This window comes from Photobacterium chitinilyticum, from assembly GCF_004104355.1.
In the GTDB taxonomy this organism is placed as follows: domain Bacteria; phylum Pseudomonadota; class Gammaproteobacteria; order Enterobacterales; family Vibrionaceae; genus Photobacterium; species Photobacterium chitinilyticum.
The window spans coordinates 49,695-61,642 of record NZ_RJLM01000016.1 but is presented as its reverse complement, the minus strand read 5'-3'; the positions used below and the strand labels follow the sequence as shown (position 1 = coordinate 61,642).

The following is an 11,948-nucleotide window of genomic DNA, read 5'->3' as shown; positions in this document are numbered from 1 at the left end:
AATTGGCACATTCCGAATGAATCCTTAAGATAGTTTTTGTACTGACTTAAGTGATTTATTTCGAAGAATGAAAAAAAGGCCTCCCTCGGAGGCCTTTTTTGTGTCTCTCACAGGCGAAAAATTCTATTTTGGCGCATTGCTTGGTGCATTTAGATGGTTAAATATTAATTTATCGCTATGATCTTGCTATGTTTTTTACTCGCGAGGTGATAGCTGTCACAATTAGGGTGATTCTGAGCTTTGCTTGGTATACACTAACGCGGCTTAGTAAATATGTAGCACGGATATGACACTTAAAGTCGCAATTAATGGATTTGGCCGTATCGGACGCAGTGTGCTTCGCGCATTGTATGAAAGCGGCAAACATCACCAGATAAAAGTCGTGGCAGTCAACGAATTGGCTGAGCCTGAAGCAATGGCTCACCTGTTGCAGTATGACACCAGCCATGGACGCTTTCATAAGCCTGTCTCTCATGACCAGGAGCACCTGTTTATTGCCCATGAAAATGGTGAGCAGGACAGCATCCGAATTCTCCACCAACCCGAAATAAACCTGTTACCGTGGCAAGATCTTGATGTCGACATTGTACTCGACTGTACCGGTATCTATGGTTCTCGGGCTGACGGTGAGGCGCACATAAAAGCGGGTGCCCGCAAAGTGTTATTCTCTCACCCGGCCGACAGTGATATCGACAACACCATTATTTATGGTGTGAACCATGACTCGCTCAAGCCTGAGCACTGTATTGTGTCCAACGGTTCCTGTACTACCAATTGCATTGTCCCGGTTATCAAGGTATTGGATGATACCTTCGGTATTGAGTCAGGCACCATTACTACGATTCACTCCGCGATGAATGACCAGCAGGTTATCGACGCCTACCACTCCGATTTACGCCGTACTCGCGCTGCCAGTCAGTCAATTATCCCTGTCGATACTAAACTTCATCTTGGTATTGGCCGTATATTTCCGAAATTTTCTGACAAATTTGAAGCGATCTCTGTGCGCGTGCCGACAATTAACGTCACCGCGATGGATTTAAGTGTCACAGTTAAAACAAATGTGAAAGTTAATGACGTAAATCAATCACTGGCAGAGGCGTCTCGTTGTACATTAGCTAACATAGTTGATTACACCGAAGCACCACTTGTTTCAATTGACTTCAATCACGATCCTCATAGCGCGATTGTCGATGGCACTCAAACTCGTGTCAGTAACCAGCATCTAATTAAGTTGTTGGTGTGGTGTGATAACGAATGGGGATTTGCCAACCGGATGCTAGACACCGTATTGGCTATGCACGCAACGGAAAGTTGCGTAGCAACAGCAGAAAAGCTGTAACAATGAATTATTGGGCTTGGCAGTGACGCCGGGCCGACAAAACTTTGATTTTTAAATTAATTAATGTTGAGAGGACAAACCATGTCTGTAATCAAGATGACTGACCTGGAACTTGCAGGTAAACGCGTATTTATCCGTGCTGACCTAAACGTACCAGTAAAAGACGGAAAAGTAACATCAGATGCACGTATCCTTGCATCTCTTCCTACTATCAAGCTATGCCTGGAAGCTGGCGCGAAAGTAATGGTTACTTCTCACCTGGGTCGTCCGACTGAAGGCGAATATGCAGAAGAGTTCTCTCTAGCTCCTGTAGTTAACTACCTAAACGACGCATTGGATTGCGATGTTAAACTAGCGAAAGATTACCTAGACGGCCTAGAGCTAAACGCAGGTGAGCTAGTTGTTCTTGAAAACGTTCGTTTCAACAAGGGCGAGAAGAAGAACGAAGAAGAGCTATCTAAGAAATACGCTGCACTATGTGACATTTTCGTGATGGACGCATTCGGTACGGCTCACCGTGCGCAAGCTTCAACTCACGGTGTAGGTACTCATGCTCCTGTAGCATGTGCCGGTCCTCTTCTTGCTGCTGAGCTTGAAGCACTAGGTAAAGCAATGGACAACCCTGCTCGTCCGCTTGTTGCTATCGTTGGTGGTTCAAAAGTTTCTACTAAGCTTACTGTTCTTGAGTCACTTTCTAAAATCGCTGACCAATTGGTTGTTGGTGGTGGTATCGCGAATACATTCATCGCTGCTGAAGGTCACAACGTAGGTAAGTCTCTATACGAAGCAGACCTAGTTGAAACTGCACAAAAACTAATGAAAGAGTGTGCAATTCCAGTTGCTACTGATGTTGCATGTGCGAAAGCATTCGATGAAAACGCAGAAGCTGAAATCAAAAACGTTGCTGACGTTCAAGACGACGACATGATCTTCGACCTTGGCCCAGATTCAACTGCTGCTCTTGCTGAAATCATCGGCAACGCAAAAACTATTCTTTGGAATGGTCCAGTTGGCGTATTCGAGTTCAAAAACTTCGAAGCAGGTACTGCTGGCATTTCTAAAGCAATCGCGGAATCAGCTGGCTTCTCTGTTGCGGGTGGCGGTGACACACTAGCTGCTATCGATAAGTTCGGTATCAAAGCAGATGTTTCTTACATCTCAACTGGTGGCGGTGCGTTCCTTGAGTTCGTTGAAGGTAAAGTACTACCTGCCGTTGCTATGCTTGAAGAGCGTGCAAAAGCGTAATTAATTTTGGGCGGGAGCGGTGCTCCCGCCGATAAACGTTTGTGAATTAGATCAAGTTTTTATAGAATACTGGCCTAGTAGCAAACGTTTGCACAGATTTATATTTAATACAGACAACAAGGTAAATAGGACTATTGTTATGTCTAAGATCTTCGATTTCGTAAAACCTGGTGTGATTTCTGGCGACGACGTACAGAAAGTATTTGAAGTAGCAAAAGAGAACAACTTTGCTCTTCCTGCGGTAAACGTAGTTAACACTGATTCAATCAACGGCGTTCTTGAAGCTGCTTCTAAAGTTAAAGCTCCAGTTGTTGTTCAGTTCTCTAACGGTGGTGCTGGTTTCTTCGCTGGTAAAGGCGTGAAACTTGAAGGTCAAGGTGCACAAGTCCTTGGTGCTGTAGCGGGTGCGAAATACGTACACGCTGTTGCTGCTTCTTACGGCGTTCCTGTGATCCTTCACACTGACCACGCTGCTAAGAAACTGCTTCCATGGATTGACGGTCTACTAGACGCTGGTGAAGAGTTCTTCGCACAAACTGGCAAGCCTCTATTCTCTTCTCACATGATCGACCTTTCTGAAGAGTCTCTAGAAGACAACATCGAAATCTCAGGCAAGTACCTTGAGCGTATGGCTAAGATGGGTATGACGCTAGAAATCGAACTAGGTTGTACTGGTGGTGAAGAAGACGGCGTTGATAACTCTGATATGGACGCATCTGAGCTTTACACTTCTCCTGAAGATGTTGCTTACGCATACGAGAAACTAATGGCTATCAGCCCACGTTTCACTATCGCAGCTTCTTTCGGTAACGTACACGGTGTTTACCAGGCGGGTAACGTTGTACTGACTCCAACTATCCTACGTGACTCTCAGGCATACTGTGCAGAGAAGTTCGGTATTGCACCTAACGCTCTAAACTTCGTATTCCACGGTGGTTCAGGTTCTTCAGAAGCTGAAATCCAAGAGTCTATCGGCTACGGTGTTATCAAAATGAACATCGATACTGATACGCAGTGGGCAACGTGGGACGGTATCCGTACTTACGAAGCTGCAAACCGCGAATTCCTACAAGGTCAAATCGGTAACCCAACTGGCGAAGCTGCGCCAAACAAGAAGTTCTACGATCCACGCGTATGGCTACGTGCTGGTCAGGCTTCTATGGTTACTCGTCTTGAGAAGGCATTTGCTGACCTTAACGCAATCGACGTACTATAATTTAACGTCCAGCGCTTAAAATTCAAAAGCCCGCATTAGCGGGCTTTTTTCGTTTTAAGGCTATTTTATTTCTTGGTGTACTTTCTGTTGGTGGTAGATAAAGCCAGGATTATTATCTTGCCCGCAAATGATTGCTTCACACTAAAATTCACAGTTATAGTGGTGATTGCGTAAGGATTTGGTGTTATTAGGACTAAGTTTATTTATGCAGCTATAACCTATTGTGGGATAAGAATAATGTTAGCAGGAAGAGATTAGTATGAGTGAAAGTGTCGCGGAAACCGTAACGGATACCGTTGTCGAAACCATTAAGGATAATGAGTTAACCAACGGCGTATTGAATGCAGGTACTTGGGTTGCCGATAACCAAGAGCTCCTGATCCAATATGGGGTGAATGTTCTTTCGGCCCTATTGATTTTGTTCATTGGTAACATGATCACCAAGGGGATTGCCAACGGCGTAGCGAAGGTGCTGCGCAAGAAAGATATGGATGAAGCGGTTGTCGAGTTTCTACACTCATTAGTACGCTATCTATTATTTGTCATTGTTCTGATTGCCGCTCTGGGACGAATCGGTGTCCAGACTGCTTCTGTCGTCGCAGTGATCGGTGCCGCAGGTCTTGCCGTTGGCCTGGCTTTGCAGGGGTCACTATCAAACTTTGCCGCAGGCGTATTGATTGTTGCTTTCCGTCCCTTCAAATCTGGTGACTATGTTGAAATCGGTGGCGTAGCCGGTTCGGTTGAATCGATTCAAATTTTTTCAACAGTACTGTGTACACCGGATAATAAAATGGTTGTAGTACCGAATGGCGCAGTAATTGGTAGTGCGATCACTAACTATTCACATCATAAAACACGTCGTATCGATTTTGTGATTGGTGTGTCTTACGATGCGGATCTGAAAAAAACCAAAGAAGTGCTGACCCGTGTGGTTAACGCCGAGTCGCGGGTGCTGAAAGATCCGGAACCTACCATTGGTGTCGTAGCCTTGGCTGATTCGTCGGTGAATTTTGTGGTTCGTCCATGGGTGAATACTGTAGATTATTGGGGCGTTTATTTTGATTTGCTACAGGCTATCAAAGAAGAGCTCGATAAAGAGAATATTGGTATACCTTATCCGCAAATGGATGTGCACCTGAACAAGCAGGAAAGCTAAGAGCCATCAATAAAACGAAAAATGAAAATGGAGCCGGCTGGCTCCATTTTTTTAGATATTAGTCCGAGAGTATTCGGCTGCCCTCTATACTTCAGTAACTGCAGGCAACTGAATTTGCGGATTAGGCAGCAGGCTTAACAGTGCATCCAATTGGGCACTGGCAAATGCAAAGGTAGCGGTCGGTTTTCCGGGGGTATACATGATTTCATCAAAGGAATATAACACCGGGTCGATCAGCATTGTGATAGCTTCCGGCAAACCAAACGGGCATACCGCGCCCGGTTCACAACCTATGGCTTCAACCATTTCATCATTGCTGCAAATCGAGACACGCTTGCCGACCAGTGATTTTACCAACTTGCTGTCGAGCCGACTGTCACGGTGGGTCAGTAGCAGGCAATGACCGCCGCCTTTGAGTTTCATAAATAAACTCTTGGTCGGTGCCGCGGTGATACCGAGTTCGGTACTGATACGTCGATCGGTCTCAAAGTCCAAAATAGGGTCGTGTTGCCACTCTTTATAGGGAACATTTGCCTGTTGGAATAGCGCAATATTGGTTTGGTAGATGTGTTCCTGGTTATCCGACAAAAGGACTCTCCCATAATTGGTTTGCAAGGTGCGCTGCGATGAAGAACATCATACCAGCGACGGAAAGATCGATAGCGCATTTTACTTTGGGTTTGGACAGGGTAGGGGCCATTTTCGCAGCGCCGATCGACAGGCTGTAGAACCATACGAATGATGCGAGGATTGTGCCCGCTGCAAACGCGACTCGATCACTTCCTTCGAACTGGCCGCCAATCGAGCCAAGAATGACCACCGTATCCAGATATAAATGCGGGTTCAATACGGTGACAGCCAGCGCGCCTAGAATGACGGTACGCCGTCTGCGGGTCAAGGCGGTCGTGTTTTCACCCTCTGTTGAGGCGGGCTGGAACGCACTCTTTAAAGACATTACGCCGTAAAAGAGCAGGAATGCCATGCCGCCGACTGTAACCGCAAACAGCAAGGTTTCATTGCTTGATAGCAGAGCGCCTCCGCCGAAGATCCCCAGGCTGATAAATATCACATCGCAGATGCTGCAGATAGTTGCTGTGGTTAAATGATGGTTGCGCTTAATACCCTGGTTCAAAACATACGCGTTTTGCGCCCCGATGGGAATGATCATGCTCGCACCCAATCCAAATCCTTGTAATAACACCCACATACTCATTGGTCTTGTTCCTGAAAAGAGATTTATCAACGACGATTTCTGATAGCGCAAGCTTACTCTCGAGAGTAGGATTAAGTACAACTAATAAAATTTATATATTATTAATCTTTCTAATAATGAGCGGGGTTGGGTATGCGAGGGCTGGATTATCGCTGGATAGAAGCATTGGATGCGGTGATTGCGCAGCGCGGTTTTGAGCGGGCAGCAGAGCATTTGTGTATTACCCAGTCGGCGGTTTCTCAGCGGATCAAGCAGTTGGAAAAGCTGATGGCCCAGCCAATGCTGGTGCGTGAGCAGCCACCGAGGCCGACGCCGGCAGGGCAGAAAATATTGGGACTCTATCGTCGGGTTCGTCTGCTGGAGCAAGAGTTGTTACCGGAGCTCACTCCAGATGATACCAGCCAGCCCTTATCGGTTTCTCTGGCTATTAATGCAGACAGTTTAGCTACCTGGCTTTTGCCTGCACTGAGTCCGCTTTTGAAGTCACGGCGAATAGAGTTGAACCTGCTGGTTGAGGATGAAATTAGAACACTGGACAAATTGCGCAGCGGTGAAGTGGTGGGGGCGATCAGTATGGAGGCCAATTCGTTACCGGGCTGTGTGGCAGATTATCTTGGCCGGGTTGACTACTGGTGTGTTGCCAGCCCCGAGTTTGCCAAGAAATACTTTGCTGATGGTGTGACAAGGGAGACCTTGCTGGCGGCACCTGGTGTGGCGTTCGATCAGCATGATGATATGCATGAGCGCTTTGTTCACCAGCACTATAATCTGCCGCTGGGCAGTGTGATGAAGCATACGGTGAGATCGTCCGAGGCATTTGTCAGAATGGCGGTGGAGGGGATCGCTTATTGCCTGATCCCACGGGTGCAGATCCAGAGTGAACTGGACAGTGGCCTGTTGGTAAATGTGACGCCGGAGATTTTTCTGACTCGCCGAATGTATTGGCATCATTGGGTTCTTGAAAGTGGCGTGTTGGCCGAGCTGTCACAGAAGTTAACCACATACGCCCGCAACGTGTTGCCACAATAGTGAAAGAGCAAATCGTTTTAATGTTGTGTTGATAAATTACAAAATAAAACATCGTACAAAACATTTTCAGTTTTGGGGGATAATTTTTGGATCCTTGTTGTCGAAACAAAACAGCAGACAAATTTGACGGTATAACCAATTAGGATAGCCTTATGAAAAAGCAACTATTAGCGGTGGTATTGGGATTGAGCTCGTTGGGCTTTGCGGGCACGGCGGCGGCTAATATAACCGTACCTCACCTTGAAACGATCGGCAGTGGCGAGGTAACGGCGCAACCTGATATGGCAGAATTCTCGGTTGCTGTCGAAGAAATGCGCGCTTCGGCCAAAGAGGCCAAACAGGCGGTTGATAAGGCGGTTACAGCATTTGTCGAGCGCTTGCAGGCCAAGGGAGTAGAGCGAAGCGATATTCAAAGCGCCAATATTAGCCTGCAGCCGCAATATCACTACCCGAAAGACAAGAAGCCCGAACTGACCGGCTACCGTGCCAGTCGCCATATTACCGTTACGGTGAGAGATCTCGAACTGCTGAACACCTATCTCGATAACGCGCTGGGCGACGGGATCAACCGGATCAACACTATCCAGCTCAAGGTCAGCAATGAAGCCGAATATATCGAACAGGCGCGACAGGCCGCGATAAAAGATGCGATGGAGAAAGCCGAATCATTGGCAAAAGGCTTTGGTGAGAAGATCGATGGGGTATGGCGTATTACCTACCAGGCTGCAAGCCCACGCCCGATGATGATGCGGATGGCGATGGATGCCGCACCGGAAACGTCAGCGACTTATCAGGATTCACAGATCACAATCCGTGATCGAGTTGAAGTTGTATTTAAGCTTGAGGAATAATCACTCTCTTTGTTTCTGAATAACAAAAAGGAGAGCACATGCTCTCCTTTTCCTGTTATCGAATCTCGGCCCTAGTTCCTCGATCCTGTCGCTTTGCGATTAATGCAGAATTCGCGCGCGAATTGTACCGTCGATCGCCTTAAGTTTTGTTAGTGCCTCTTCGGCACGCTCTGTTTCAACATCAATAACCACGTAGCCGAGCTCCGGACTTGTTTGCAGGTATTGTGCGGCAATGTTGATGCCTTCTGAAGCAAAAATCGTGGTGATTTGGTTCAGAATACCCGGGCGGTTTTCGTGAATGTGCAACAGGCGAGCGCAGTCACGATGTTCAGGAAGAGATGCTTCGGGGAAGCCAACGGCTGACAGGGTGGAACCGTTATCCGAGTATTTCGCCAGTTTGCCCGCCACTTCGACGCCAATGTTGGCCTGTGCTTCCTGGGTTGAACCGCCGATATGCGGTGTCAGCAGGACATTGTCGAATTTCATCAGCGGCGACTCGAATGGATCGCTATTGGTTTTTGGTTCTGTCGGGAATACATCGAGAGCCGCGCCGGCAATGTGCTTGCTTTCCAGTGCGCTGCATAGCGAATCAATCTCGACGACCGTACCACGGGCGGCATTGATAAAGATGGCCCCAGGTTTCATACGGGCAAATTCTTCAGCGCCCATCATATCCTGGGTTTCAGGCGTTTCAGGTACATGCAGGCTGATCACGTCACACTTGTTCAGCAGTTCGGTCATTGAACGAACCTGAGTGGCATTGCCCAGTGATAGCTTGTTTTCAATATCGTAAAAATAGACTTTCATGCCGAGGTTTTCAGCCAAAATACCCAGCTGGGTACCGATATGGCCATAACCGATGATCCCCAAGCGTTTGCCTCGGGCTTCGAAAGAGTGATCTGCGGATTTCTGCCATTCGCCACGGTGTGCTTTGGCATTTTTTTCTGGGATGCCGCGAAGAAGCAGCAAGATTTCACCAAGTACGAGCTCGGCAACACTTCGGGTGTTGGAGAATGGGGCATTAAAAACGGGGATCCCCCGCTTGGTCGCGGCTTTCAGATTAACCTGGTTGGTTCCGATACAAAAACAACCCACGGCAATCAGTTTCTTTGCAGCACTAAAGACCTCTTCAGTTAGCTGGGTGCGGGAGCGGATGCCAACAAAGTGCGCATCTTCGATTGCTTCCAACAGTTCATCACCAGCAAGAGAACCCTTGTGGTACTCGATATTGGTGTAACCAGCGTGCTGTAAAACTTCAATTGAAGAAGGGTGAACACCCTCTAACAAGAGAATTTTAATCTTTTCTTTATCCAGTGAAACTTTAGCCATTGGGTTCTCATCCTTAAAAACATGAGTCTAGGCATTCAGGGGGGAGACCAGCACTGTGTTGGCAGGAAAGACTTAGCAAGGTTATTTTCCTGCATGCTGGCGGCCTGGCGTTAACTCAAACGATTGCTACATGCTGATATTAAAGTATCAAAAAATAACCAGTAAGGGTAAGAATATTACAATATAGATAAGAAAAAACGGCATAATATATGCCGTTTTGTAATCAAATAACAGAACTCAGGCTAGCCTTGCGGCTAACTAGTTTATTTTTCGAATTTTTTCACGCCTTCACGAGACCCCATCAGCAAGACGTCCGCACCACGGTGAGCAAACAGGCCAACGGTAACTACGCCCGGAAGCGCATTGATTTGTTCTTCAAGTTCTTTAGGCTTGGTAATTTTCATATTGTGTACATCTAGGATAATGTTGCCGTTATCCGTGACTACACCTTCGCGATAAACTGGGTCACCACCAAGTTTCACCAGCTCGCGGCCAATGAATGAACGTGCCATCGGGATCACCTCGACTGGCAGCGGGAACTGGCCCAGTACGTCCACCTGCTTGGTATCATCAACAATACAGATGAACTGCTTGGCAATGGCTGCAACGATTTTTTCGCGAGTCAATGCGGCACCGCCACCTTTGATCATGTCGTACTCGCCGTTGATCTCGTCGGCACCATCAACATAAATATCCAGGCTAGAGACTTCGTTTGCATCCAGAACAGGAATGCCGATCTCTTCCAGGCGCTTAGTGGAAGCTACCGAGCTAGATACTGCACCTTGGATTTCTTCTTTACGAGTTTCTAGAGCATCGATGAAGTGATTAACGGTTGAGCCTGTGCCGACACCTACAATGCTGCCTTTCTTTACGTAGTCCAGAGCAGCCCAGCCAGCAGCTTTTTTCATTTCATCTTGTGTCATGCCTTTCTCCTAGTGATGACAAACGTTGCGCGAAGCGCTGATTATAGCTAACTGGACTGCATGCGTCAGGCCTATTCTTTGACGAAGATCGCTGTTCATTACATCAGAAAACATAAATCTATTAATAACATAGATTTAGCTATGCCATTTGTGGCACGTAAAAACCAAACGTTTGCGTTGGTAAGCAGGAATATGCTGAAAAAGGCAGCAGAGTGTCGCTATTTATTTAGATAGGTCTTGTTACCAGGAAAAATGGCAAGACGGGGTAATGATTTCCGGCAGAGGGACATCCCAGGCCTCAAAAGGCAGGTTATTGACCTGTTGGCAGTCATGGGCCAAGCCGAGTGGACGCGGACCTTGTTTTTCATAGTGCCAGCGAGTGAGTGTGCGATCATAGTAACCGCCCCCCATTCCCAGGCGTTGGCCGGTACTGTCAAAAGCGACCATCGGGGTACAGATCAGGTCCAGTTCTCTGGCGGGCTTCACTAGCCTGATATCCAGCGCGGGCTCTTGGATTTGATATTTGTTCAGCGTCATACGGGTTGCTGGGGTGTAGTGGAGAAACAGCAGGTGTCCTTTGCTGAAAGGATGCAGGACGGGCAGGTAAACCTGTTTACCGTGTTCCCATAGCCAGTTGATCAGAGGTTGGGTATCAATTTCACCGTCATTGGATAAATACAGTGCAATATGGTGAGACTCGATGACACTTTTTATCTGTTGGAACCGTACAAGCAATTCTTGTGCGTCATGTTGCTGTTGTTCCGGGCTAAGGGCACGGCGCCGAAGACGGACATGTTGGCGAATATGCTGGCGTGGAGAAGATGGCTGAACAGGTTGTCTCATAGGTCATCCAATGACAGAGGTTGTTCGGGCAATTATAGAAGCGAGTATCTTGTGGACGAGTTCTAGAATCCAGTTTCTCGATTCTCGTTACTGTTGGAGGTATGCCCCAAGGTGCCGTTGCGAATTGTGGCCCTTGAACCAGATGTTCAAGGTGGATCAGCAACATTAACCGCAGGCTTCTCAGTACGGGCTGAGCATGCTCAATAGCTAATAAAAAGCTGATCCTGGGTATTTGCTTATCGGCTCGGGGACGTTAATTCACTGACGTACACCCCAGGGTCAATTTATTATCAACGCTTTGGTTGATTTTGCAATGCTTTATCCAAATTTTCTGCTAGTTCGCTGATTCGATTGGACAAATTTGAATCACTGCCTTGATGTTCTCTACGTTCGCTATGCAGCTCGTTACAAATATTCAGACCTGTAAACATGAGCAGCTGCTCGACATTGCTGATATTGGTACGATCAGACAAGTCCTGCAGGCGTTGGTCAAAATCTATTGCCGCTTCACGCAGCGCATCCTCCTGACCTGTCGGACAGTTTACCCGCAAGGTACGGCCCATTACTTGAATTTCAACTGCCTGAGTACTCATAAACTTCTAATCTGCTCCGTGCCAGATAGCTAATATGGCATTCCGCTTGCGATACGCGATAGGTGGCTAAATATAGAAAAAGCCTTTTCAACATGCAAGCTTGCTTATCATGCTTTGTCGCAAATGGTGACTGACTAGCCAGATCTTAACCAACTTGGAGCCAGTTTGATATAAACATCGGCTTAGCATGCCAATAAAAACATCGCAC

General features: G+C 47.2%; 12 protein-coding genes and 1 other RNA gene. 6 read left to right on the top strand and 7 right to left on the bottom strand.

Annotated features, from left to right (window positions below; all coding sequences use genetic code 11):
• Positions 1–286 precede the first annotated feature (286 nt).
• The 4 genes from epd to mscS all read left to right on the top strand — a co-directional run bounded on the left by epd (position 287) and on the right by mscS (position 4,959).
• Complete coding sequence (gene epd, locus EDI28_RS22695) at positions 287–1,342, top strand: erythrose-4-phosphate dehydrogenase (RefSeq protein WP_128786160.1); 1,056 nt, start codon at positions 287–289, stop codon at positions 1,340–1,342.
• 81 nt (positions 1,343–1,423) lie between these two features.
• The gene (locus EDI28_RS22690) at positions 1,424–2,587 is read left to right on the top strand and encodes a phosphoglycerate kinase (RefSeq protein WP_128786159.1); all 1,164 of its coding nucleotides are present in this window, start codon (positions 1,424–1,426) and stop codon (positions 2,585–2,587) included.
• 139 nt (positions 2,588–2,726) lie between these two features.
• The gene (gene fbaA / locus EDI28_RS22685) at positions 2,727–3,803 is read left to right on the top strand and encodes a class II fructose-bisphosphate aldolase (protein WP_128786158.1); all 1,077 of its coding nucleotides are present in this window, start codon (positions 2,727–2,729) and stop codon (positions 3,801–3,803) included.
• A 259-nt stretch (positions 3,804–4,062) separates the two neighbouring features.
• Positions 4,063–4,959, top strand: a complete 897-nt coding sequence (mscS, locus tag EDI28_RS22680; RefSeq protein ID WP_128786157.1) for a small-conductance mechanosensitive channel MscS — start codon at positions 4,063–4,065, stop codon at positions 4,957–4,959.
• A gap of 84 nt (positions 4,960–5,043) precedes the next feature.
• On the opposite strand, the gene EDI28_RS22675 is transcribed toward mscS, so the two are convergent.
• On the bottom strand, positions 5,044–5,547 hold the full coding sequence (locus tag EDI28_RS22675; RefSeq protein WP_128786156.1) for a YbaK/EbsC family protein: 504 nt from the start codon (positions 5,545–5,547) through the stop codon (positions 5,044–5,046).
• A complete protein-coding gene (locus EDI28_RS22670; RefSeq protein ID WP_128786155.1) occupies positions 5,537–6,172 on the bottom strand; it encodes a LysE/ArgO family amino acid transporter in 636 nt (211 codons plus the stop codon). The genes EDI28_RS22675 and EDI28_RS22670 overlap by 11 nt, the downstream gene beginning before the upstream one ends.
• Positions 6,173–6,304: 132 nt before the next feature.
• Here EDI28_RS22670 and EDI28_RS22665 point away from each other — a divergent pair, with 132 nt between their 5' ends.
• Both EDI28_RS22665 and EDI28_RS22660 read left to right on the top strand, forming a co-directional pair.
• On the top strand, positions 6,305–7,201 hold the full coding sequence (locus EDI28_RS22665) for a LysR family transcriptional regulator ArgP (protein ID WP_128786154.1): 897 nt from the start codon (positions 6,305–6,307) through the stop codon (positions 7,199–7,201).
• Between the two features lie 152 nt (positions 7,202–7,353).
• Positions 7,354–8,052 (top strand): oxidative stress defense protein, encoded by a 699-nt coding sequence (locus EDI28_RS22660; RefSeq protein ID WP_128786153.1) that lies wholly within the window; start codon positions 7,354–7,356, stop codon positions 8,050–8,052.
• Between the two features lie 99 nt (positions 8,053–8,151).
• On the opposite strand, the gene serA is transcribed toward EDI28_RS22660, so the two are convergent.
• From serA to zapA, 5 genes are all read right to left on the bottom strand, one after another.
• Positions 8,152–9,381: a phosphoglycerate dehydrogenase gene (serA, locus tag EDI28_RS22655; RefSeq protein WP_128786152.1), complete on the bottom strand. Its 1,230-nt coding sequence runs from the start codon at positions 9,379–9,381 to the stop codon at positions 8,152–8,154.
• A 263-nt stretch (positions 9,382–9,644) separates the two neighbouring features.
• Positions 9,645–10,304, bottom strand: coding sequence for a ribose-5-phosphate isomerase RpiA (gene rpiA, locus EDI28_RS22650; protein ID WP_128786151.1), 660 nt, complete (start codon positions 10,302–10,304; stop codon positions 9,645–9,647).
• Between the two features lie 240 nt (positions 10,305–10,544).
• Positions 10,545–11,147 carry a 5-formyltetrahydrofolate cyclo-ligase gene (locus EDI28_RS22645; protein ID WP_128786150.1) on the bottom strand — a complete coding sequence of 201 codons (603 nt, stop codon included), beginning with the start codon at positions 11,145–11,147 and terminating at the stop codon, positions 10,545–10,547.
• A 99-nt stretch (positions 11,148–11,246) separates the two neighbouring features.
• A non-coding RNA gene (gene ssrS, locus EDI28_RS22640) (6S RNA) lies at positions 11,247–11,430 on the bottom strand.
• 7 nt (positions 11,431–11,437) lie between these two features.
• Positions 11,438–11,740 carry a cell division protein ZapA gene (gene zapA / locus EDI28_RS22635; protein WP_128786149.1) on the bottom strand — a complete coding sequence of 101 codons (303 nt, stop codon included), beginning with the start codon at positions 11,738–11,740 and terminating at the stop codon, positions 11,438–11,440.
• Positions 11,741–11,948 lie beyond the last annotated feature (208 nt).

Excerpts from the sequence above, each read along its gene's own strand:
- epd (WP_128786160.1), top strand. The coding sequence starts at position 287 with ATGACACTTAAAGTCGCAATTAATGGATTTGGCCGTATCGGACGCAGT.
- EDI28_RS22690 (WP_128786159.1), top strand. The coding sequence starts at position 1,424 with ATGTCTGTAATCAAGATGACTGACCTGGAACTTGCAGGTAAACGCGTA.
- fbaA (WP_128786158.1), top strand. The coding sequence starts at position 2,727 with ATGTCTAAGATCTTCGATTTCGTAAAACCTGGTGTGATTTCTGGCGAC.
- mscS (WP_128786157.1), top strand. The coding sequence starts at position 4,063 with ATGAGTGAAAGTGTCGCGGAAACCGTAACGGATACCGTTGTCGAAACC.
- EDI28_RS22670 (WP_128786155.1), bottom strand. The coding sequence starts at position 6,172 with ATGAGTATGTGGGTGTTATTACAAGGATTTGGATTGGGTGCGAGCATG.
- EDI28_RS22665 (WP_128786154.1), top strand. The coding sequence starts at position 6,305 with ATGCGAGGGCTGGATTATCGCTGGATAGAAGCATTGGATGCGGTGATT.
- EDI28_RS22660 (WP_128786153.1), top strand. The coding sequence starts at position 7,354 with ATGAAAAAGCAACTATTAGCGGTGGTATTGGGATTGAGCTCGTTGGGC.
- serA (WP_128786152.1), bottom strand. The coding sequence starts at position 9,381 with ATGGCTAAAGTTTCACTGGATAAAGAAAAGATTAAAATTCTCTTGTTA.
- rpiA (WP_128786151.1), bottom strand. The coding sequence starts at position 10,304 with ATGACACAAGATGAAATGAAAAAAGCTGCTGGCTGGGCTGCTCTGGAC.
- EDI28_RS22645 (WP_128786150.1), bottom strand. The coding sequence starts at position 11,147 with ATGAGACAACCTGTTCAGCCATCTTCTCCACGCCAGCATATTCGCCAA.
- zapA (WP_128786149.1), bottom strand. The coding sequence starts at position 11,740 with ATGAGTACTCAGGCAGTTGAAATTCAAGTAATGGGCCGTACCTTGCGG.